General features: G+C 49.4%; 25 protein-coding genes. 19 read left to right on the forward strand and 6 right to left on the reverse strand.

Annotated features, from left to right (window positions below; translation table 11 throughout):
- Nucleotides 1-8 precede the first annotated feature (8 nt).
- From ACFVRY_RS06715 to ACFVRY_RS06725, 3 genes are read left to right on the forward strand one after another with little or no spacing between them, the layout of a single operon-like run.
- Nucleotides 9-686 (forward strand): amino acid ABC transporter permease, encoded by a 678-nt coding sequence (locus tag ACFVRY_RS06715; RefSeq protein WP_066362325.1) that lies wholly within the window; start codon nt 9-11, stop codon nt 684-686.
- Nucleotides 687-709: 23 nt separating this feature from the next.
- The gene (locus ACFVRY_RS06720) at nt 710-1471 is read left to right on the forward strand and encodes an amino acid ABC transporter ATP-binding protein (RefSeq protein ID WP_387498578.1); all 762 of its coding nucleotides are present in this window, start codon (nt 710-712) and stop codon (nt 1469-1471) included.
- A gap of 26 nt (nt 1472-1497) precedes the next feature.
- Nucleotides 1498-2817 carry an LLM class flavin-dependent oxidoreductase gene (locus ACFVRY_RS06725; RefSeq protein WP_387498580.1) on the forward strand — a complete coding sequence of 440 codons (1320 nt, stop codon included), beginning with the start codon at nt 1498-1500 and terminating at the stop codon, nt 2815-2817.
- A gap of 29 nt (nt 2818-2846) precedes the next feature.
- On the opposite strand, the gene ACFVRY_RS06730 is transcribed toward ACFVRY_RS06725, so the two are convergent.
- Both ACFVRY_RS06730 and ACFVRY_RS06735 read right to left on the reverse strand, forming a co-directional pair.
- Nucleotides 2847-3290 carry a copper amine oxidase N-terminal domain-containing protein gene (locus tag ACFVRY_RS06730; protein ID WP_387498582.1) on the reverse strand — a complete coding sequence of 148 codons (444 nt, stop codon included), beginning with the start codon at nt 3288-3290 and terminating at the stop codon, nt 2847-2849.
- Nucleotides 3291-3543: 253 nt separating this feature from the next.
- Nucleotides 3544-4209: a DUF1232 domain-containing protein gene (locus ACFVRY_RS06735; protein ID WP_387498807.1), complete on the reverse strand. Its 666-nt coding sequence runs from the start codon at nt 4207-4209 to the stop codon at nt 3544-3546.
- Between the two features lie 137 nt (nt 4210-4346).
- Here ACFVRY_RS06735 and ytaF point away from each other — a divergent pair, with 137 nt between their 5' ends.
- The 16 genes from ytaF (at nt 4347) to ACFVRY_RS06815 (ending at nt 18100) form a co-directional block, all read left to right on the forward strand.
- Nucleotides 4347-4991 (forward strand): sporulation membrane protein YtaF, encoded by a 645-nt coding sequence (gene ytaF, locus ACFVRY_RS06740; protein WP_387498584.1) that lies wholly within the window; start codon nt 4347-4349, stop codon nt 4989-4991.
- 201 nt (nt 4992-5192) lie between these two features.
- Nucleotides 5193-6200 carry a zinc-dependent alcohol dehydrogenase gene (locus ACFVRY_RS06745; RefSeq protein WP_387498586.1) on the forward strand — a complete coding sequence of 336 codons (1008 nt, stop codon included), beginning with the start codon at nt 5193-5195 and terminating at the stop codon, nt 6198-6200.
- Nucleotides 6201-6213: 13 nt separating this feature from the next.
- Complete coding sequence (locus tag ACFVRY_RS06750) at nt 6214-7053, forward strand: sugar phosphate isomerase/epimerase family protein (RefSeq protein ID WP_387498588.1); 840 nt, start codon at nt 6214-6216, stop codon at nt 7051-7053.
- Between the two features lie 59 nt (nt 7054-7112).
- Entirely contained in the window at nt 7113-7952 is an 840-nt protein-coding gene (locus tag ACFVRY_RS06755) for a sugar phosphate isomerase/epimerase family protein (protein ID WP_387498590.1), read from the forward strand.
- A gap of 46 nt (nt 7953-7998) precedes the next feature.
- Entirely contained in the window at nt 7999-8886 is an 888-nt protein-coding gene (locus tag ACFVRY_RS06760) for a helix-turn-helix domain-containing protein (RefSeq protein ID WP_387498592.1), read from the forward strand.
- A gap of 108 nt (nt 8887-8994) precedes the next feature.
- Nucleotides 8995-9933, forward strand: coding sequence for an ABC transporter ATP-binding protein (locus ACFVRY_RS06765; RefSeq protein ID WP_387498594.1), 939 nt, complete (start codon nt 8995-8997; stop codon nt 9931-9933).
- Nucleotides 9934-9944: 11 nt separating this feature from the next.
- Complete coding sequence (locus ACFVRY_RS06770; RefSeq protein WP_387498596.1) at nt 9945-10694, forward strand: ABC transporter permease; 750 nt, start codon at nt 9945-9947, stop codon at nt 10692-10694.
- Nucleotides 10688-11653: an ABC transporter permease gene (locus tag ACFVRY_RS06775; protein WP_387498598.1), complete on the forward strand. Its 966-nt coding sequence runs from the start codon at nt 10688-10690 to the stop codon at nt 11651-11653. Before ACFVRY_RS06770 ends, ACFVRY_RS06775 begins: the two co-directional genes overlap by 7 nt.
- A gap of 69 nt (nt 11654-11722) precedes the next feature.
- Nucleotides 11723-11956 carry a helix-turn-helix transcriptional regulator gene (locus ACFVRY_RS06780; RefSeq protein WP_387498600.1) on the forward strand — a complete coding sequence of 78 codons (234 nt, stop codon included), beginning with the start codon at nt 11723-11725 and terminating at the stop codon, nt 11954-11956.
- 68 nt (nt 11957-12024) lie between these two features.
- The gene (locus tag ACFVRY_RS06785; RefSeq protein WP_387498602.1) at nt 12025-12807 is read left to right on the forward strand and encodes an SDR family NAD(P)-dependent oxidoreductase; all 783 of its coding nucleotides are present in this window, start codon (nt 12025-12027) and stop codon (nt 12805-12807) included.
- Between the two features lie 192 nt (nt 12808-12999).
- Nucleotides 13000-13839, forward strand: coding sequence for a DegV family protein (locus ACFVRY_RS06790; RefSeq protein WP_387498604.1), 840 nt, complete (start codon nt 13000-13002; stop codon nt 13837-13839).
- A gap of 229 nt (nt 13840-14068) precedes the next feature.
- Nucleotides 14069-14776 (forward strand): response regulator transcription factor, encoded by a 708-nt coding sequence (locus ACFVRY_RS06795; RefSeq protein ID WP_387498606.1) that lies wholly within the window; start codon nt 14069-14071, stop codon nt 14774-14776.
- Between the two features lie 40 nt (nt 14777-14816).
- Nucleotides 14817-16175 (forward strand): sensor histidine kinase, encoded by a 1359-nt coding sequence (locus ACFVRY_RS06800; protein ID WP_387498608.1) that lies wholly within the window; start codon nt 14817-14819, stop codon nt 16173-16175.
- 26 nt (nt 16176-16201) lie between these two features.
- Nucleotides 16202-17311, forward strand: coding sequence for an AI-2E family transporter (locus ACFVRY_RS06805; protein ID WP_387498610.1), 1110 nt, complete (start codon nt 16202-16204; stop codon nt 17309-17311).
- Nucleotides 17312-17324: 13 nt separating this feature from the next.
- Nucleotides 17325-17669 (forward strand): Asp23/Gls24 family envelope stress response protein, encoded by a 345-nt coding sequence (locus ACFVRY_RS06810; protein ID WP_387498612.1) that lies wholly within the window; start codon nt 17325-17327, stop codon nt 17667-17669.
- An 86-nt stretch (nt 17670-17755) separates the two neighbouring features.
- On the forward strand, nt 17756-18100 hold the full coding sequence (locus ACFVRY_RS06815; RefSeq protein WP_387498614.1) for a hypothetical protein: 345 nt from the start codon (nt 17756-17758) through the stop codon (nt 18098-18100).
- A gap of 274 nt (nt 18101-18374) precedes the next feature.
- Here ACFVRY_RS06815 and ACFVRY_RS06820 read toward each other — a convergent pair whose 3' ends face one another.
- The 4 genes from ACFVRY_RS06820 to ACFVRY_RS06835 all read right to left on the reverse strand — a co-directional run bounded on the left by ACFVRY_RS06820 (nt 18375) and on the right by ACFVRY_RS06835 (nt 20229).
- Nucleotides 18375-18665 (reverse strand): YxcD family protein, encoded by a 291-nt coding sequence (locus tag ACFVRY_RS06820; RefSeq protein WP_175369833.1) that lies wholly within the window; start codon nt 18663-18665, stop codon nt 18375-18377.
- Nucleotides 18665-19099 carry a hypothetical protein gene (locus ACFVRY_RS06825; protein WP_387498809.1) on the reverse strand — a complete coding sequence of 145 codons (435 nt, stop codon included), beginning with the start codon at nt 19097-19099 and terminating at the stop codon, nt 18665-18667. Before ACFVRY_RS06825 ends, ACFVRY_RS06820 begins: the two co-directional genes overlap by 1 nt.
- A gap of 174 nt (nt 19100-19273) precedes the next feature.
- Nucleotides 19274-19834 (reverse strand): beta-class carbonic anhydrase, encoded by a 561-nt coding sequence (locus ACFVRY_RS06830; protein WP_066362250.1) that lies wholly within the window; start codon nt 19832-19834, stop codon nt 19274-19276.
- A 20-nt stretch (nt 19835-19854) separates the two neighbouring features.
- Entirely contained in the window at nt 19855-20229 is a 375-nt protein-coding gene (locus tag ACFVRY_RS06835; RefSeq protein WP_387498616.1) for an iron-sulfur cluster biosynthesis family protein, read from the reverse strand.
- Nucleotides 20230-20484 lie beyond the last annotated feature (255 nt).

A 20484-nucleotide genomic window follows, 5' to 3' on the forward strand; every position in this document is an offset into this window, starting at 1 on the left:
GAAACGACATGAGTCAGGAGCGCGCGGAAAGATTGTGGGACGTTTTCCTCCACTCGTTGTGGCCGCTGCTGCAGGGGATGCTTAAATATACGATACCGTTGTCCATCCTTTCGTTCGGGCTTTCGCTGATTTTTGCTCTGCTGATCGCTTTGGCAGGCTTGTCACATAAACCCTATTTGCGGATGCCATCACGATTCTATGTGTGGATTATCCGGGGCACGCCGATACTTGTCCAATTGTTCATTATCTTTTACGGGCTGCCGAGTTTTGGCATCATCCTACCTGCATTTCCCACGGTTGTCATCGCTCTTACGGTGTCGGAAGCAGCGTATTGCTCTGAAATTATGCGTTCAACGATCAAGTCACTGCCCCAGGGGCAGTGGAGAGCGGGGTATTCCCTTGGGATGACGCCCTTTCAGGTGCTAAGGCGTGTAATCTTGCCGCAAGCGGCGCGGATCAGCATCCCGCCGCTCGGCAGCCAGTTCATTAGCTTGTTTAAAACCTCCTCACTCGCTGCACTCGTCACCTTGCCGGATTTATTTGGCGTAGCGAAGCAAATTGCTGCCTCCACGTTTGAACCGATGCTGCTCTACATTGTGGCTGCCGGCTATTATTTGGCGATCTGCTCTGTACTCACGATCTTTCAACATCGGCTGGAGAACAAATTCGGAAAGTATTCGCTTTAAATGAGGGGAAGGAGGCGGCGAACATGTTAACGATCTCGCAATTGCGTAAAAGCTTCGGTCCGACAGAAGTTCTTCGGGGGATCGACTTGCATATCGCAAAAGGACAGACGACGATTGTCATCGGTCCTTCCGGATCAGGGAAATCGACTTTGCTCAACTGCGTGAATTTGCTGGAAATTCCAGATAGAGGCACGATCGAACTGGATGGATTGTCAATGTCCTTTGGGGATGGAGGCAAGAAGAAAACACGCGAGCTGACCAGTTACCGGCAAAAGACCGGCATGGTGTTCCAAAGCCATCAATTGTTTCCCCACCGCACAGCATTGGAGAATGTCATTGAGGGGCTAATCGTGGTCAAACGATGGAATTCGGCGGATGCTATACAGCGCGGAAAATTGCTGCTGAACAAGGTCGGCCTTGGCGAATTCGCCGATCGTTTTCCAGCCCAGCTATCCGGTGGCCAGCAGCAGCGGGTCGGAATTGCGCGTGCATTGGCGATGGAGCCGGCCATCCTGCTGTTCGATGAGCCAACGTCTGCGCTCGATCCTGAGCTGGTGGGTGAAGTGCTGCTCGTCATGAAGGAGCTGACCCGGGAAGGAATGACGCTTGTTGTCGCGACACATGAGATGAATTTTGCCAGAGAGGTCGGGGACCGTGTTATTTTTATGGAGAAGGGCATTATTTCTGACGACGGGACACCGAATCATATTTTCGAAGAAAGCCGTAATGAGCGGGTGAGGCAATTCTTGAGTCGCTTCGATACCGGCAGTAGGAGTACCAGATAGAAGTAACTGAAAGGATGATGGCCGACATGACGACAAACCGCAGACAAATTAAACTAGGTGCGATGATTCATGGCGTAGGATCAAGTGTTAGCGCATGGAAGCATCCCGGGGTCAGGTCTGACGCGAGTATTGCCTTCGACTTCTACCGTGAACAGGCGCTGATTGCGGAGGCTGGCAAGCTGGATCTTGTTTTTATCGCGGATGTCCTGCATATAAATGAGAAATCGACACCGCACTATGTCAATCATTTGGAGCCTTTGACGTTGTTGTCTGCACTGGGACACGCCACTTCGCGCATCGGTCTGGTTGGTACATTATCCACGACATATAGTGATCCCTATACAAGTGCGAGGCAGCTTGCTTCCATCGACCATATCAGCGGTGGACGAGCGGGCTGGAATGTAGTGACGACCGGTATGCGTGCGGCAGCGCTTAATTTCAGCAAATCAGAGGAAGATCATCCTGAGCATGACACGCGTTATCGGATAGCCAGTGAGTATTTGTCTGTTGCCCGCGGCTTATGGGATTCATGGGAAGATGACGCCTTTGTGAGGGACAAAGATAGCGGAGTCTTTTTCGATCCGAGTAAGCTGCATAGTCTAAATCACCGGGGCGAATTTTTCTCTGTGAAAGGACCGCTGAATATTGCCCGATCGCGCCAGGGTCATCCGGTTATTTTTCAAGCGGGCTCTTCTGCGGATGGGCAGGATTTCTCTGCGGTTCACTCTGATGCGGTCATGACTGGTATTAGCAATTTGGAGGAAGCAAGGAAGTATTATAAGGATCTGAAGCGAAAAGCTGGCGAAGCCGGACGTGATCCGTCTGAATTGATCATTATGCCAAGCGCCAATATTGTTATAGGTCGATCAAGGGAAGAGGCTGAGGAAAAGTATGCTAAGATCGCTGCGTTAAAATCATTTGACCAGTCGCTCCGATATTTTGCACAGTTTTTCGATTTCCACGATTTCACGCAGTATCCGTTGGATGATCCTTTCCCTGATGTAGGGACACTTGGCAGCAAAAGCTTTCAAAGCTTTACCGATCGCATCAAACGAAAAGCCCGCGAGCGTGGTTTGACCCTACGCCAGACTGTGCTGGCATTTGCCGAGCCAAAGCCGACTTTCTTCGGTTCACCCCTTGAAGTAGCAGATCGGATGCAGGAGTGGTTCGAAACAGGAGCGGCGGATGGGTTTATTCTGCATAGTGAAGTACCAGGCACATTGGCTGATGTCACGGAGCTGCTTGTGCCAGAGCTACAGAAGCGCGGATTGTTTCGGTTAGATTATGAGAGCGATACGTTAAGGGGCCATCTTGGTCTGCAGATCCCGAAAAACCGGTATTCATAGGATTGATGGTGTGAAGCAGGTAGAGGGATTCACTCGGGAAAATTGATGTAGACTGAGGCATCATTTTCTGTTTTTGTCCATGAGACTGTTGCTCCCAATGCCTCGGATATAAATCTTAAGTTTACGTAAAATATATTACTACTTGGCTCAAGTGATGGTGCTTGGTTTAAGGGGACTATGTTACCATTAAAAAATGCTTCATATGAATTATGTGTTAATTTAATTGTGTTTTCGCCTTTCTTTGCAGTTACAGTTTTAGTTAAATTGTCCCATTCAACCGTCATTCCATACTTTTCAAAGATTGGGCGCATAGGAACAAGCGTAGTACCAAGCGAAGTTATATTAGCGTAGATGTCCATTTTTTCATTGTTGATATAAATATTAGGATGTTCCCGAGATGCATAAGCACTATTTACTCCAACTGCCATTGAAATAACTGTCGCACACAAAAATATCTTCAATATTCTTTTCATAATTTCCTCCTCAGAATAATGGACAATGGATGCGGAAAAACTTCCATTGTCTATTATTTTATTTGTGATTGTCGATATTTACAATAATTGCTACGGAAGTGTTGGTATTTACAGTTACATTAGAGTGAACATCTTGAGGAGATGAAGAAACTCAAGCTGCAAAAGCACATCAAAAAGCCGTCACCCAGCAGAGAAGCTACACAGGGGGACGGCTTTTTTATAGATAACACTGCCATCAGCATCTAATTCTCCCCTATATCCCCGATCGACTCCTCAGCTCCTGCAACCGCTCCATCACAATCTGCACAGCGATAGCATCATCCAGATAACCCAGCGGGAAAACATAGTCCGGAATGATGTCAGTCGCCGAGACAAAATAAAACAATCCGCTGCCCAAGATAGCACGTTCCTCCGCAGGGAGGTCGGTGCTGCTGTAAAGCTCATACATGCGATGCAGTTCTTCAATGAACGGTCCTGCACCGTTGACGCTTTTTACTTTGTCGGGGAAATCGTTATGAATCTTTCGTGCGCCTTCTTCGGTGAGGACATACGGTTCGTATTTACTGAGTTCCCGTTGAACCAGCTCTGCGGTGAAATGATGATCGATCAGGTTGAAGGCCTGTAGGGTTTCCTTGATGCTGGTGATGGAGGAAAGAATGTCGGAGATCGGAACGGGGGGAGAGGGCGCGGCAGCGCCATAACCGGCGGCCTGGAATAGATCGGTGAGGGGGGCTTCCAAATGCAGGGCGAACGCCTTCAGATGCTCTGGCTTGGCCCGCTGTTTGCCGTTCACGATGCGGGAGATTGTTGCGGTATCCATGCCGGTCAGCGCGCTCAACTTCCGCATGGAGAGTCTGCGCTCTTTGAGCAAAGTCGTCAGTATCTCGCCAAGGTCAGGGCTTCTCTTCTCATTGGACATGTGAATTTCACCTCCTGTACAGGGTGGTGTTGATATCAATTGTTGAGGAAATCTCAACAATTTTACTTGGGACGCGCACCATTTTGCGTATATCTCAATAGTATGACTGTAAACAGAAACAAGGAGTGAACCAAACCATGGTAGCGTGGCTTCTCATTGCCGGCTTTGCCCTTTCATCCAGTCTGGATAATTTAGGTGTTGGAATATCTTATGGGATTCGTGGCATCCGTATTAACCATTTCTCAAATTTAATCATCGCGGTGATCTGCTTCATTCTCAGTATGGTCGGCATTCTCTCGGGTCAATGGATGGCCAAGGTGCTACCCGGTGTAATGCCCGTTGTGATCGGCGCCCTGCTGCTCTTTATCATCGGGGTGCGGATCATTCTGCTAGCGGCACCGCGTAAGAAGCGGGAAGCTGTTCAAGAGAGTGAAGGAGCCCGTGAGGAAGGGGGGGGATCGCTGACCGGAATTCTACAAAATCCAGAACTGGCCGATAAAGATAAATCCGGCTCGATAGGCATTCTGGAAGCGATGGTCCTGGGGGTGGCCTTGGCCGCGAATGCAGTCACGAACGGCATAGGCGCAGGGCTGATCGGACTGTCTCCGCTGGCAATATCTCTAACGGCGGCCATCGGGAGTTATGTGACGGTGTGGCTCGGTGTGGTTCTCGGGCGAAAGCTGTCTGGCGTGCGGATCGGTTCGTTTACTCTAGGGCAATTCAGTACCGTATTAAGTGGGATTATCATCATTTTGATTGCATGTAATTCATTTTTTGATTAAGCGGCGCATGACACAGGACGAAGCCGTCTCGACACTGGAAGCAGTGGAGTGACGGCTTTTTGGCGTGGGATTACAGTGACGTAGAACAGGTGTATCGACATCGTAGTTTTAGACAAAAAATCATGAATTCAGGTAAAGACAATTTACTCAAAAAACCATACATTTAAAGGGATCAATGAACCTGAAGGAGTGACTACACAAATGAGAAATAGGAAAATTATGTTCGTCAGCCCAAATGAAGTAGAAACGGTGGAAGAGGCGTTTACAGCTCCAACTCTTGGGGAGAATGAAGTCCTTGTTCAATTAATATATTCGCTAATTAGCCCCGGAACGGAGCTGGCGATGCTGGCGGGTACAGAGTGGTGGGCCAAGCTCCCGCTTAACCCAGGTTATGCTAGCGTTAGCCGAATTATTGAAGCGGGTGCAGGCGTTAAGGATGTACAAGTTGGAGATGCTGTCTTCCACTATGGCAGTCATAGCGAATACCAGGTGCTGGAGGTTAAGGACGTTGTACTGAAGGTGCCGGACGGATTAGATCTGAGATGGGTTCCTTTCACTCGCATGGCGACTGTGGCTTTCACTTCGGTTCGCGTGTCGAACATTGAGCTTGGCGACAAGGTAAGTGTATCCGGTCTTGGATTGGTCGGCAATCTAGCCGCTCAATTGGCCCGCTTGCAAGGTGCAACGGTGATCGGGGTCGACCTGTCGCAGGAACGACTCAAGACAGCTCGTGCATGTGGTGTGGATTATGCGCTAGATGGTAGCAGCGGTAAAGTAAAAGAAGAATTGATGGCGCTTACTAGCGGTCAGGGTGTATCCTCTCATATAGAAGCTACTGGGATCTCCAAGGTTGCAGTTGACAGTCTAGAGTACATCGGCAGCCAGGGAGAGATCATTCTGCTGGGCAGTCCGCGTGGAGAGTACAACACAGATATTACGGAAGTACTCAACTATTGCCATCTGTATAACCGTGGCTGTATTACGTTCAAAGGGGCGCATGAGTGGCGTTATCCGACAGAACCTAATCAGTTCGTGAAGCACTCGCTGGTGCGTAATTCCAAGATCGTCTTCGAGCTGATGCAGCAGAACCGTCTGCAGATCGAGCCGCTGATCAGCCATGTGATCAAGCCAGAGCAAGCTAGTGAAGCTTATGCAGGACTAAGAAACAATAAAGACCAATACAACGGTGTGCTATTTAACTGGGCCTAAGGAGGACAAAGACATGTTAAGAGGATTGACTACGGCGGGTCTCGGTGAGATTGCGTCAAATGAAGAGTATATCAGAAGTGCGGCTGAGTTCGGGTTTCAGGCGGTGGATCTTAATCCGCTAGAGCTGATCCAGGAGCTTGGACAAGAAAAAGCATTAGAACTGCTGGAAAGCACCGGGATTACCATCGGTTCCTTCAGCCTGGATGTGGATTGGCGGAGCACGGAAGAGAATTTCCGAGCAGGATTAGAACAGCTTGTACGGGTGTCGGAAGCAGCGGCCGCGCTTAATTGTAAGGCGTGTTGCACGTACATTTTGCCTTCCACTGATCTGCCAGCGGCTCCATTCATGATTGCTGCTACACGGCGGTTGAGACTGTGCGCGGACATCTTGGGGGCGTACGGCATCTCGCTAGGTCTGGAGTTTGTCGGCAGTAACCACCTGCGCACACAGTGGGCTAATCCATTCATCTGGACGATGGAGGATACGCTTGAGTGGATGGAGGCGATCAACTCCCGTAATGTCGGTCTGCTACTAGACTCCTACCATTGGTACACGAATGGGCTAACTACCGATGATCTGCTTAAGCTGAAACCGGGGCAAATCACGCATGCTCATATCAATGATGCCAAGGACCTGCCAATTCCTGAACTTCAGGATGGTGACCGTCTGTATCCTGGCGAAGGTGTGATCGATCTTGCTGGTTTCGTGGAAAGTCTCGTGAAGATCGGCTATAACGGCGTTATTGCTCAGGAAGTGCTGGCCCCGGGTAGCGGGCAGACTTCGCAGGAATTGCTGGCTCGCTCAAAGGCAGGATTTGATAAAGTGTTCGTACCACTAGGGCTAGGGCTATAAGAGAACGGGCAGGGTTAGCGCGCTGGTACGTGAAGCCCTGCCAATAAGGAGACCTATTCATGACTGAATTCAAAGGTAAAATCGCTGCTCATGCCATCACTTGGGGCCAGAATCATCTTCAGGCCGTGACAGAGATTTCTCAACTTGGCTTTCGTGGAATCGAACCGTGGGCGTCCTTTGCGCTCCAGTTCGAAGACAAGCCGGAAGAGTTCAAGGAACTGCTGGCCGGATACGGACTAGTGATCACTGGGCTATACGGCGGGATGCCGGACGGGCAGCATCAGCGTTTTGGAAACTTGGAGAACCGAGAGGACATCATCCGTCATAATGTGCGGCTAGCCAAGCTTCTGGCGGAATTGGGCGCAGAGATTCTTGTGCTGGGTCCTGGTGGGACAAGAGAGCAGCCAACTACATTGGAAGAACTCAAAGTCGCAGCTGAAACAATCAATGAACTAGCCAAGCAGACGAAAGCCCTGGGAGTAAAAGCTTGTCTGCATCCTCACCTCTGGACGGAAATTCAGGATCAGAACGAACTGGAGACGTTGATGGACCTGACCGATCCGGAATATGTCTACCTGGCACCGGATTCTGCTCACCTAAAGGGAGCTGGCATGGACCCGTCAGAGATCATTAAAACTTACCGTGATAGAGTGGCTTATGTCCACCTCAAAGACCTGACGAAGCAGAAGGCCGAGGGTGGCAATGAGAACGAACCCTTCTTTTGCGAGCTAGGAAGAGGGGCGGTCAACTTCCAAGAGGTACTTGCGTCGCTGGAAGAAATTCAGTACACCGGCTGGGTAACGCTTGAAGTGGACGAAACGACGAATACCCCGTATGATAGCATGAAGACCTGCCGTGATTATGTAGAGAAGGAATTGTTGATTCCGGTCAAAGCGTAAATCCGTTGCAGGATGGAGACACCGCAGAGAGAAGGGAGCCGCAGCCGTGGAGCAGTCTTGGATTAACCATATTTCGCCCTATGTCAGAGCCGCTAGAATTCAGAAGTCCACTTCACTAGCCGGAGAATGGATGGATCCGGATCATGTGTACACCTATATTGATCAGGGTGAGGCAGAGTTCTTTCTGAATGGCGTGAAATATCTGGTCAAGGAAGGGGATGTGCTCTTGATGCATCCTTTCATGCCCCATATCATCAAGTCTTCCTCGGCGCTCCCGCTGGTGCAGTGTATTCTACACTTTGATCTCTACTATGACGAGCATAGGCATGCGGGGCGTCCCGACGCCATGAAGCACAGGGAAGAGGAGATGGAGCTGGCCTCCATCGCCCCGGTAACCCGCTTGGCCTTAGCAGACCGGATGGATATGAAGAAGAAATTCCTCATGCTGCAAAAAGAACTGAGCGATCCATCACCAGCCAGCCCCTTGCTGCTCAAATCCATCTGTTTGGAGTTGCTTTACACCTTTATGAAGAGCCACTCCCTTCCGGGGGAGGCGGAGGGCAAGTTAACGAAAGGCTGGCCGCTGCTGGAAGGCGCCATTCATTATATTCATGAGCATTATCATGATCCTCAGCTCAGCAACGAGTGCATTGGCAAACATGCAGGTGTAACAGCGAATCATCTGTCCTACTTGTTCAAAAGCCAGCTTGGCATTACGATTCATAATTATCTGAAGCATGTCCGAATTGAACAGGCGAAGCTACGAATTCTCCGGGGACGACAGAATTTGACCGAGATCGCGGAGGAAACCGGGTTCTCCAGCATTCATCTGTTCAGTCGTATCTTCAAGAATACGGTAGGCGTCATGCCCAGTAAATATGCAGCTGCACAGTCGGCGCTGAACAAGCAAGATCTCCTCAGCCGCCCGATGTAGAGGCCCCTCATCCTCAAGAAGGATGAAAAATCAACCTTTCACTCCACCGGAAGGTTGATTTTTTTATGTCCGTTTTAAGTTAGGATAGGGCTCAGGAGATGATAAAAAATGGAAAAAATATTGAGTGTAAAGCGCTTGGTAAAAAGCTTCAAAGATCACAAGGTTCTAAAGGGAATCAGCTTCGAAGTGGTACGCGGAGAAATCCTGTGCTTCCTGGGGCCCAACGGTGCGGGGAAGAGCACGACGATCAACATCCTGACAGCTGCACTGTCGAGCGATGGCGGTGAACTCTTTTATAAAGGAGAGGTCCTTAGCAAGGTGTTGCGTGGCTACAAGAAGAAGCTCGGCGTGGTCCCTCAGGATATTGCGCTATATGAAGAGCTATCGGCTGAGCGTAACATCCGCTTTTTCGCTGGATTGTACGGTCTTCGTGGTCAAGAGCTGAACCGGGCGACGGATGAGGCGCTGGCTTTAGCCGGACTTGCCGACCGTAGACATGACAAGGTGAAGACGTTCTCGGGCGGCATGAAGCGCAGACTTAACATTGCGTGTGCCGTTGCCCATAATCCAGAGCTGGTGATCATGGATGAGCCTACTGTCGGAATCGATCCCCAGTCGCGCAACCACATTCTGCATAGTATTCAGCAACTGCGCGATAGTGGGATGACCGTCCTGTATACGACCCATTACATGGAGGAGGTTGAGGCGATTTCATCACGGATTATCATCATGGATCATGGCGCGATTATCGCCGAGGGTACGAAAGAGACGCTCAAGGCAGAGATTCAGGAAGAGAAGCGCTATATTATTGAAATCGAAACGGAGAAGAATGTGGAGGATAAGTCGTTCTACAGCATTACCGGTGTGAAATCTGTCCAGATCAACGGGTCGCAGCTTGAAGTGACTTGTCTCAAGGATATTGAGAACCTGGACCGGATTATTGCGCTTCTAACGGATAGCGGGATCAGAATCCGCAATGTGGCGAGCGAGACGGCTAGTCTCGAGACGGTATTTCTCAAACTGACCGGCCGCAAGCTGCGCGATTAAGGGGGAGAGCAATGATGAGCGGGTTTATGCATATTTGCCGAATGGACCTTAAGAATATGGTGAAGAGTCCGGTGCTGATCGGCTATAACACTCTTTTTTTCTTCCTGATCGTTCTGATTATGGGCTTTCTGAATAGCGGCGCATACCAACATGCTTCCGATGCCTACCTTTACTACACGGTCACCTTTCTGGGGTACGGGATCTTGAACGGGGCAATGACGGCAACCAACATTTTTATGGAACGAGATATCAAGAAAGCGAATCTGCGCATCATCCATTCTCCGGTGGGCAGCTTTCCGATCTATTTTTCCAAAATCGTTACGTCGTGCGTCTTCAATTATCTCTGTCATCTGTTGGTACTGGCCGCGCTTGTGCTCTTGCTCCATTTGGATTTTGACGGTACCCATGTGGGTTACCTGCTTCTGCTGATGGTACCGGTTGAATTCGCCGCATGCGCACTAGGCGTACTGTTCTGCTGTGTGTTCAAGGCGGAAGAAGGGGCCAGTACGCTGCTCAGCAATGTGATTGCGATTTTGGCTTTCCTGGGCGGCACGTTCTTCTCTTGGGATGGCCTGGGCGGAACAATGTCCCTGATCTCAAAGCTCTCCCCTGTAAAATGGTTGAACGATACGTTCTTCTCCATCATTGTCGACGGGGATCTGTCCTCATTCCTGCCAGTGCTGGCCGTTAGTATACTGATTTCCGTGCTGCTGGTATTGGGCTGTGTGAAGCTGTTCCGAACGGAGGATTATGTATGCTGACGATTCTGAAAAATAACTACTCCCGGATGCTCACCCGCCTGCCGCTGGTAGTGATTATGACAGTGTTGATGCTGGGCATGATTGCACTAGCCGTCTATTTTACCAATCTTCAGCAGGTCAGAGGCCATATTGCGCTGATTAGTGAGGCTGATACGGTACCGGTTCATTCGGAGCTTCTTAACATCGATATTCTGCCTGAAGATCCGCCGAGGTCCACACTCGTCAAACACCGGTATGATGCCATTGTTAAAGTGGAGGGGGATGGGCAGTACAATATTACCACGCTCAAAAATGATGAATACGAAGCGATGCTCCTGAATCTGCTTCAGCATCCTGAGGCTCCCGCGCCTGTGCTGCAAGGAGATCGAGGAATTGGGAGTAATATCATCGGTTTTCTAATGCTGTTTCTGCTGATGAGCACGTTTATGAATCTGTTCACTTTTGCAGAGGATCGGGAGAAGGGCCAGCTTGAGCGGATTATTATCTCTCCGGTCTCCTTGATCGGTTATCTGGCAGCACATATCCTGTATTGTATATCCACGTTTATACCTGTATTTCTGGCACTTGTTGTCATGAAAATATCAGGCTTCGCGATTGGCCTCACGCTTGTACAGTACGCCCTGCTGATTCTAATGATTATCATTTTGGGCATCTCTATCGCCATGCTGCTGTATACACTTTTTGACAAGCCGGATAACGCCTCGATGCTGGGTAACAGTGTACTGGCGCTATCAACCATTCTGGCGGGTAGCTTCTATTCCTTTAGCCCGAACAACCCTGTTCTAGACACCATCGTGTCCGTTCTGCCGCAAAAGCAAATCCTTCACGCAGCCGTAAACTTGGAACATCACACCGCAGGGTTCCAGCTCTGGCCATGGTTGTATCCGGTCCTGTTAATAGGTCTCTTTCTGTCGATCACGATGTTCAAGCTGCACAGGAAATATGTTCAAAAAAACTGATCTCGTATTGCTAAAATTACCCTCCTCCACCTACAATCAGACTACATCACTAAGGCCCGGGAGGGTGAGATGACACAGGTAGCCGTATACGATTCTATATTGTTGTCCACCAAGCTGAAGCGGCGGGTTCCACAGGGGAATTATGAGCTATCGCAAGGTTACACGAATCCGGAAATTGCGGATCGCTTGAACATCTCGCTGGCTACTGTCAAGACGCATATCATTAATGTCTACAGCAAACTTTCCGTCTCATCTCGCGTTGCAGCGGTGGAAGCTGTCCGTACCAGGGGCTTGCTTCATTAATGCCGCGCAGATGTGGTAAAGTATACTTATTCATTAAGTAACTAACTATAGGTGAGGAGGCAGTTAAGATGGACTTGGGATTGAAGGATAAGATTGCGCTGATTACCGGCGGAAGCAAAGGTATTGGACTGGAGACGGCGATTACGTTAGCGGCGGAGGGCGCCAAGGTGGCGATCGTCGCGCGGAATGTGGATTCGCTCCGGGCGGCAGCGGAGCGAATCAAGGAAGAGACTGGGGCAGAGGCGCTGATCCTCTCCGTCGATGTTTCGGTGGGAGAAGAGGCGCGCGGCGCAGTGGAACAAACGGTGCGGCATTTCGGCGGACTCGACATTCTAATCAACAATGCTGGGACGTCGGCGGCGAAGCCGTTCGAAGAGGTCACTAGCGAGGGCTGGCATAATGACATCGATCTGAAGGTGCTGGGGTCGGTGAATACCGCGAAGGCAGCGGTACCTCATCTGCGCCAGCGCGGAGGCGGCGCGATTCTGAATGTGACGGCGATCCAGGGGAAGACGCCGTCTGCTTCGTCCCTGCCAACCTCGGTTAGCCGGGCGGCGGGACTTGCACTCACGAAGGCGATGAGCAAGGATCTGGCCGGGGACAACATTCGCGTCAACGCGGTGTGCATCGGCCTGATCCGCAGCGATCAGATCGAGCGCAAGTGGAAGTCTGTTGCTCCTGAGCAGAGCTGGGAGGAGTTTGCTTCGAACCCGAGCCACGGCATTCCGCTGGGGCGGATTGGCCAGACGGAAGAGGCAGCAAAGGTTATAGCTTTTCTGGTCTCCGGCGCGGCATCTTATGTAACGGGAACCGCCGTGAATATTGACGGGGGAACATCGACCGTATTATAAGGAATCGGACATTAAAGGAAGATTACCCCATATATTATAAAAAAGAGCGATTCTGAAGCCCACAAAGGTGACAGATCGCTCTTTTTCTGCACCTAAGCATAAAAAAACCAATTTGACAAGTTATAAAGTGAACTATTGTGCAGCACGAACGCCAGCTATAATGGGCAGTATAATGAAAGGAGAGTACCCTTTATGCCCATCAAGATCATCACTGACAGCGGTTGCGACCTACCTCTTGATTACATTGAAAAGTACGATATTTCCGTAATTCATTTGCCAGTTCATTTCGGACATGAACCTATGCCGGAAGGAGCGGGAGCCGAAGAATTTTACGCCAAAATGCGTGACTTCAAGGAGTTACCGACGACAGCGAGCCCAAGTCCGATGGTATTTCTGGAAGCGTTCAAGCAAGTGGAGGAAGGCACCGACATCATGGTCATCTCCATGTCCTCTAACATCAGCAGTACGTATCAGGCTGCAATGATTGCCAAGGAGATGTATGAGGATGAAGGGTATCCGAATGCAATTGAGGTCATAGATACGAAAAGCTTTTCAGCAGGGTTGTCCGTTGTTCTAGCGCATGCCGGAAAATGGTCGCAATCGTACACCTGCCTCCAGGATCTGAAAGAAAAAGTGGTTCAGCAGAGTGAAGAGGTCAGCGCTCACTTTACCCTCGACACGCTGGAGAATGTTATCAAGGGCGGGCGTCTCAGCCGTCTATCCGGGGCAGTAGCGTCTGTACTTAACATCAAGTTGCTGCTGAAAATCAGTGACGAAGGCACAGTCGAAGTGGTGGAGAAGACGCGCGGGATTCCGAAGGCGCTGAACCAGCTCTTGGCCCGTCTTGAAGAGAAGGAGCATGACTACGAGAGGGCGGTCATCGCGATTGTTCATAGCAATTGTGAGAAGCTGGCGCTTGAGATGAAAGCCCGGATTCTGGAGCGGCATCCCTTCAAGGAGGTTGTATTCTCTTGTATGGGACCCGTGATGGGGACCTATGCTGGCGAAGGTGGAATCGGAGTTGCTTTTTAAATAAATGAACAATATGAACAATCGTACATGGGGATAATATCCCGTGTACGATTTTTTGCTACAATCGTGGAATATTAATAATTTAGATAATCTTTAGATTCCGTTTAGATGAGATTTAGAATGGCAGGATATAGTTAGGGTGCCAGGGTCCTGCATTTCAGGATTTTACCCAAAAGACCGGGCTGGCCTAGACTCGTATACAGATATAGATACATAAAGGGGGATCACCGTGTATACCATCCTGATTGCCGACGACGAGACAGAGATTGTGGAATTACTGCAGCTCTATTTGGAGAAAGAGTACAATATTCTGGAGGCCCACAGCGGCACACAGGCGCTGCAACTGATGCAGTCCAATCACATCGACCTGGCGATACTCGATATTATGATGCCGGGCATGGACGGGCTACAATTGTTGAAAAGAATCCGTGAAACGCATTTCTTTCCGGTTCTGTTCCTGTCCGCCAAGAGTCAGTACCATGACAAGATCCTGGGTCTTGAGCTGGGTGCCGATGATTATATCGCCAAGCCCTTCAATCCGCTCGAAATTGTTGCCCGGGTGGGCGCGCTGTTGCGGCGGGTGAACCATTTTGACGCCCCGCCGGCAGAAGAGAAGAAACAAAATGAACGAATTGAGCTCGGCAGTCTTGTACTGGACCGTAGCGAATGCGTTCTTTACCGCTCCGGGGAGAAGGTCACCTTGACCTCGACCGAATATAAAATCCTTGAGCTGTTGATGGAACAACCGGGACGTGTATTTACCCGCAAAAAGATATATGAGGCCGTATGGGAAGATTTCTATGTGTATGAGGATAATAGCATCATGGTGCATATCAGCAACATTCGTGACAAAATCGAACGCGATTCCAAAAAACCGGAGTATTTGAAGACGATTCGCGGATTGGGGTACAAATTTGAAGCGCCCGTGGAAAACTAGAGATCAGAGACCGCTGCACATTTCCCTTACACTAGACTTTTTGCTATTTAACTGTATGCTGCTGATGCTTGTGTTGGGCGTCTATATTTTCATCAATATTGATGTCACCATTAATTCCGGCAAAAATATTATCGCTGACGCTAACCTGAAGATAGAGGCCCGGGAATATCGGGAGCAGCCCGCAAATGGGATTGAAAACCGACGTCTGCTGGAAAGTGGAGGATGGCTGGAGGTCCTCGATAATGAGCGGAACGTTGTGAGCGCCATTGGTGAGAAAAGAGATGAGGTAGCCCAGTATAGCGAAGACGCTATTTACGAAGCGCTGGAAAATAGGAAAGATCAGCCCTATTACTACTCCATGGCTCGTATGGATGAGAGACATCATGAAGCTGGCTGGCTGTTGCTCAAAATTCCGCGTGATCGTGTGAAAGTATCCATCAACAGCGATCCGCTAGAGGTCTACTTGAACCAATCGGTATCGTTCTATGTCTTTGTCGGAACCGGACTAATTATTCTGCTGACCGTTATTTACAGCTACTGGGTGGCCCGCCGGATCAAGAAGCCGCTGCGTATTATTACCCTGGGGCTTAACCAGATGACCGAGGGGAACTACAGCATGCGCATCAAGTTGTATGCCGAGAAAGAATTTGCCCGCATCGGCGACACCTTCAACTATATGGCGGGCGTGATCGAGAGAACTACACGTGAGAAGGCTCAAGCGGAGGAGAGTAAGCAGCAGCTGATGGTGGATCTGTCCCATGATTTGAAGACACCGATAACGAGCATCCAGGGCTACGCCCAGGCGCTAGTGGAAGGACGCGGAGAGGACAAGGAGCGGCAGACGCGTTACTTGACCTATATTTATAACAAATCCTCACAGGTCACTAAGTTGATCCAGAATACACTGGAACTGCTGAAGATTGATTCACCGGACTTCTTGCTTCGGGTGGAGCGCCAGGAGCTGGGAGAATTTCTACGGGAGATTGTTGCGGAGACCTATGGTGAAATTGAGCAAAAGAATTTCGATCTAAAGCTAAACGTTCCCGATCATGAAGTCATGGCCAGCTATGATGCCGAGCTGCTGTCCCGGGTGATTCACAACCTTATCGCTAACGCTCTGGCTTATAACCCGCCGGGAACGCGGCTGCGTGTTGAGTTAATGCCTTCAGATGAAAAGATAGCGATTGAAATTGCCGACAACGGTATTGGCATTCCACAGGAGCTATGGCCGACCATCTTCGATCCGTTTGTTCGTGGGGATGAAGCGCGAACAGCTACCGGGGGAACTGGGCTTGGGCTGTCCATCGCGAAGCGCAATACAGAGAAGATGGGCGGAACGCTCCATCTGAGCCGGAAGGGCAAGGATGCAACGATTTTTACAATTGAGATACCTAAATAGAAAACATAGAGGATTGGAGGGATACTGTGGCGAAATTGAATGTGTTCATTCGGATTTGTATTGCTGTTCTGCTGGTGCTGGGCATCGTGTACGTCGGCACCTTGGTTGATTTTATTTTTAAACCGGTGCTGTCGTTGTTCAGTGTAATTATCATTCCCTTAATGCTGGCGGGATTCTTCTATTATCTGCTACGTCCGCTGATCGATGTCATGGAGAAACGCAGGATCAATCGTTCGATCTCCATACTGATTGTGTATGTAGTGATAGCACTGCTGCTGCTGGTGCTCAGCATCGGCGTGTTCCCATCCCTGCGGACACAGCTAGTGAATTTGGTGAACAATGCACCAAGTCTTTTCGCCAACATGAACGAGCAGATTCACAAGCTGGAGGATATCAAATGGCTCTCGTCTCTGCTGCCGGGTGATATTAGCCCACTGACCCAGGTGACAGATTATCTGAACCAAGGCTTCAACTTGTTAACGAACTATGTTTCTGGACTGTTTTCCTTCGTGTCCAATTTTGCCGTTATTTTATTTACTTTTCCGATCATTCTGTTCTATATGCTCAAGGAAGGCGGCAAGTTCGGACGGAGGATCGTAGGCTTCATGCCGCAGCGTTACAAGGATGAGGGCACAGCGATGATGAGTGAGATCGACAGCGCGCTTAGCAACTTTATAGTAGGCAGAGTGCTGGTGAATCTGGCGCTGGGTGTGCTGATGTACATTGGCTTCCTGATCATTGGCCTGCCATATGCGCTACTGCTTACACTTATCGCGGTTGTCATGAACTTCGTGCCGTTCATCGGTGCAATTCTATCGAGTGTGCCGATCTTTATTGTGGGTCTGATTCAGTCGCCGTCGACGGCGATTTGGTCGATTGTGATTATTCTGATTGCCCAGCAGATCCAGGATAACCTGGTTGCACCGTATATTTTCGGGAAAAAGCTTGATATCCACCCGTTAACCACGATTATCCTGGTATTGGTCGGCGGCGATCTGGGCGGCATCCTGGCGATCTTGCTGATCATCCCTGTCTATCTAATTCTTAAAATTATCGTAATCAAGCTGTACGAAGTGTTTATCCGGAAACGGAAGACGGAGGCCAGTCCCCCAGTTTCTTCTGAACCCATAGAATAAGGAGTGAATGTTTATGTTGAAGGATATCAGAGAAGGTTTGGTTCACATTTCGGATGCTGTAGTCTCCAAGATCATTGGCCTGGCAGCGATTGAGACTCCGGGTATAGCTTCCCTGTCCAAAAATATGTCGGAGGGCCTGACCAAACGCCTGAGCGGCAAAAGCGGGCAGCAGGGTATTACTGTTGAAGTGAAGGAGCGAGAAGTCGAGGTAGACCTGCGGATCATCGTCAACTACGGGTATAAGATTCAGGAGGTATGCCAGGCAGTTCAGCTGAATGTGCGTCATGCTGTGGAGACGATGATGGGATTGTCGCTCGTGGCCGTGAACGTCAAGGTAGAAGGGATCGTCGTCGTATAGAGACCTCGGTAAGAGTTGTCTCTAGGCACCATTGAGTAGGCTACCGCATAGTATGGAGCAAATCCATCTGTGGAGGTCAAAAGATTATGTCGACATATAACAGTGGTCAGCAGCAGGGGGTTATCTATCAGGCCGATCCCAATGTAATCCGGCATCTGCACGGTGTCCGTGATTCGCTGCACCATTCCTGTAAACCTTATATTAATCAAAGGGTGAGAGTGCAAACTGTAGACGGACTGACCCATGAAGGCACCATCTCCGGCGTAGACAGCAAACATCTCTATCTGGGTGTGACCGCTAATAACCAAGGAGCCCGGGGGTATTTTAACCCGTATGCACCTTATCCGACCCCGTACCCTGCACTTGGCTATAACAGTAATGTGATCTTGCCACTGGTGCTATATGAACTGCTGGTAATTTCCCTGCTTTAAGACTGCGGAGATTGAGGGTTATGGAGCAGTGGGGTCGTTCGGATAGGTCAATACAGTGAAGGGGTACTGCATATGCGGTATCCCTTTTTGCGCGCCAGACTGTTGTGCTGATGTGCTTCTGTGTATGCAGCAGACAGGTTCCAGATGAACCTGAGGAATATCGAGGTCTTGAGCGAGGTGAAAAAGATATTGCAGCGTCCGTCTGCGATAATTCGCTACGTATAGAAAAGACGGTACAGCTCAAGGGCCGCACCGTCTTCTTTTTTCATCCATTTCAGTCCGTAGTTACTACAGCTGTAATTTCTTCATCCAGATCCAACCGTACATCCTCGCGGTAAGCCCGGATCCCGTATTCGGTATGAACGTAACGCAGAATGGCTTCGATCATATTGGACTCGACCAGGAACTGGCTCCGGCCATGTACCCATACCTCCGCAGAATAGCCGGTGTCTTCTTCCCAGCTAAGCTCCACCTGCACTTCGGTAGGGTTTACTGCCTTACGTTCAGCCATGTGTAGGCAGATCGCATTAATGATCTCATCCATGCTAAGAACAGTACTATTCATTAGGCGCGGTCATCCCGTTCTTGGAATCTGCGGCGTTCCTGTCTGCGGCGGAAGAAGGAAAGAATCAAGGTAACTACGAGATAAATTGCGAGCATATTAACTGCGAATCCGAGAATATTGCCCATAAAGCCCATACCACCGAACATGCCGCCGAACAGCATGCCAGCAAGACCACCGATCATGAGGCCTTTCATCAATCCGCCGCCGCTAAAGAAGCCGCGTTTTGTATTTGCCATGCTTCCGGTGGTTGCGCCGCCGGTAGTGCTATCGCTTTTCTTCACGTTATTTGTGGTGGTAGATTTCTTCGGGGTGGTGGTGAAGCTACGCGTTCCGGATTTGAATCCGCCGCCCCCGCGTTTTGCGTCCACAAAATTCGGTGACGCTACAGCAAAGAACAGAGTGAAGGCCATAACAATCATCATTACACGTTTCATTGGTTTCATTGACTAGGTGAACCCTCCTGTAAGCTATTTTTTTGTGTCTTTCCGGTAATACGGATGACTTTGAAGAAGGTTTCATTTTTAATGATCATATTTCGAAATATTTTTAAAATAAAAAAAAGCGCGGATATGGTATCCGCGCGTACAGCTTACGAGTGTGAGTGCATCTTATTCGTAACCGTTTGAGAGAAGCTCAAGTGCTCCTGTATTTGGATCAATAATCATTCCGTGTACTGGAACATTCGGAGGCAGTAACGGATGACGCTTAATTAGCTCAACAGTCTGGATAACGCCTTCCTTTTCGTTGTCGAATCCTTTTAGCCACTTGGTCAGCTTGATTCCGGAATTCTCCAGGGTGGACAACACTTCTTCGGAGACTCCGCGCTCCTTGATGTGGCCGATCATCGTGTCCGGATTCAGTGATGCCATGCCGCATTCATAGTGACCGACAACGATCACTTCATCCGCATTCAGCTCGTACAGCGCAACCATAACACTGCGCATGACACTGCCGAAGGGCTGAGAGATAATAGCGCCGGCATTTTTAATGACTTTGACATCGCCGTTCTTGAAATTCATAGCTTTAGGCAGTAGTTCTACGAGACGTGTATCCATACAGGTAATCACCAGCATTTTTTTAGCTGGGTACCGGCCGGTCAGGTAGGCTTCATATTCTTTGTTTTCAACGAATTTTTGATTATGTTCTAGGATATTGGTTACTTGGCTCATGGTTTTGCTCCTCCTTGGGGTTAACGGGTAATTTCCACTGCGCACGCTGCTCCTTCACCAGGAAGCGGGGCTTCAGTACCTCGTATATCTCTTACCAGTATATTTTTTCCGTAAATCTGTGAATCGCTATCCAGTTTAAATGAAGTGAACCGTTCTTCAGCATCCAGCCGCATTTTGTCTTCATAGAAGATTTCCTGCTGCCTACTGATGATGAAAGGTAGGTCGCCAGCGTCGATACTGAGATCTTCAGGACCACCTTGATCCACAATCAGGAGCACGTTGATGCCGTCACAGCCGCATCCTTCCGTATCATAAAAGAGCCTGAAAATGCCCGGCTGATCCCCAAGCCTTTCTTTCAATTTCCTCTCCGCTAAGGGTGTAACTTGAATGATCATTGCCTTTCACGCTCCTTTAGCATCATGTGAAGTCCAGTTGACTTCGAGTAGTCTAATCAAAGTATTTGAAATTAGAGAATTTAAGCTCTGAAGTTGATTATACGTATTAAAATTAACGGTCGTCAATATTCTGGATTTTTCTTAGGGTTTTCGAACTATGGTCAATATATTTAACCTGGAAAGTGGAGAGCAAGGGGATGAACGCTGTAAGGCTATGACATAGGTATATAAAAAGCTGACGTGGAGCGGTTGGGA

This window comes from Paenibacillus sp. NPDC057934 (assembly GCF_042887565.1).
In the GTDB taxonomy this organism is placed as follows: domain Bacteria; phylum Bacillota; class Bacilli; order Paenibacillales; family Paenibacillaceae; genus Paenibacillus_AQ.

Excerpts from the sequence above, each read along its gene's own strand:
- ACFVRY_RS06715 (WP_066362325.1), top strand. The coding sequence starts at position 9 with ATGAGTCAGGAGCGCGCGGAAAGATTGTGGGACGTTTTCCTCCACTCG.
- ACFVRY_RS06720 (WP_387498578.1), top strand. The coding sequence starts at position 710 with ATGTTAACGATCTCGCAATTGCGTAAAAGCTTCGGTCCGACAGAAGTT.
- ACFVRY_RS06725 (WP_387498580.1), top strand. The coding sequence starts at position 1,498 with ATGACGACAAACCGCAGACAAATTAAACTAGGTGCGATGATTCATGGC.
- ACFVRY_RS06730 (WP_387498582.1), bottom strand. The coding sequence starts at position 3,290 with ATGAAAAGAATATTGAAGATATTTTTGTGTGCGACAGTTATTTCAATG.
- ACFVRY_RS06735 (WP_387498807.1), bottom strand. The coding sequence starts at position 4,209 with ATGTCCAATGAGAAGAGAAGCCCTGACCTTGGCGAGATACTGACGACT.
- ytaF (WP_387498584.1), top strand. The coding sequence starts at position 4,347 with ATGGTAGCGTGGCTTCTCATTGCCGGCTTTGCCCTTTCATCCAGTCTG.
- ACFVRY_RS06745 (WP_387498586.1), top strand. The coding sequence starts at position 5,193 with ATGAGAAATAGGAAAATTATGTTCGTCAGCCCAAATGAAGTAGAAACG.
- ACFVRY_RS06750 (WP_387498588.1), top strand. The coding sequence starts at position 6,214 with ATGTTAAGAGGATTGACTACGGCGGGTCTCGGTGAGATTGCGTCAAAT.
- ACFVRY_RS06755 (WP_387498590.1), top strand. The coding sequence starts at position 7,113 with ATGACTGAATTCAAAGGTAAAATCGCTGCTCATGCCATCACTTGGGGC.
- ACFVRY_RS06765 (WP_387498594.1), top strand. The coding sequence starts at position 8,995 with ATGGAAAAAATATTGAGTGTAAAGCGCTTGGTAAAAAGCTTCAAAGAT.
- ACFVRY_RS06770 (WP_387498596.1), top strand. The coding sequence starts at position 9,945 with ATGATGAGCGGGTTTATGCATATTTGCCGAATGGACCTTAAGAATATG.
- ACFVRY_RS06775 (WP_387498598.1), top strand. The coding sequence starts at position 10,688 with ATGCTGACGATTCTGAAAAATAACTACTCCCGGATGCTCACCCGCCTG.
- ACFVRY_RS06780 (WP_387498600.1), top strand. The coding sequence starts at position 11,723 with ATGACACAGGTAGCCGTATACGATTCTATATTGTTGTCCACCAAGCTG.
- ACFVRY_RS06785 (WP_387498602.1), top strand. The coding sequence starts at position 12,025 with ATGGACTTGGGATTGAAGGATAAGATTGCGCTGATTACCGGCGGAAGC.
- ACFVRY_RS06790 (WP_387498604.1), top strand. The coding sequence starts at position 13,000 with ATGCCCATCAAGATCATCACTGACAGCGGTTGCGACCTACCTCTTGAT.
- ACFVRY_RS06810 (WP_387498612.1), top strand. The coding sequence starts at position 17,325 with ATGTTGAAGGATATCAGAGAAGGTTTGGTTCACATTTCGGATGCTGTA.
- ACFVRY_RS06815 (WP_387498614.1), top strand. The coding sequence starts at position 17,756 with ATGTCGACATATAACAGTGGTCAGCAGCAGGGGGTTATCTATCAGGCC.
- ACFVRY_RS06820 (WP_175369833.1), bottom strand. The coding sequence starts at position 18,665 with ATGAATAGTACTGTTCTTAGCATGGATGAGATCATTAATGCGATCTGC.
- ACFVRY_RS06825 (WP_387498809.1), bottom strand. The coding sequence starts at position 19,099 with ATGAAACGTGTAATGATGATTGTTATGGCCTTCACTCTGTTCTTTGCT.
- ACFVRY_RS06830 (WP_066362250.1), bottom strand. The coding sequence starts at position 19,834 with ATGAGCCAAGTAACCAATATCCTAGAACATAATCAAAAATTCGTTGAA.
- ACFVRY_RS06835 (WP_387498616.1), bottom strand. The coding sequence starts at position 20,229 with ATGATCATTCAAGTTACACCCTTAGCGGAGAGGAAATTGAAAGAAAGG.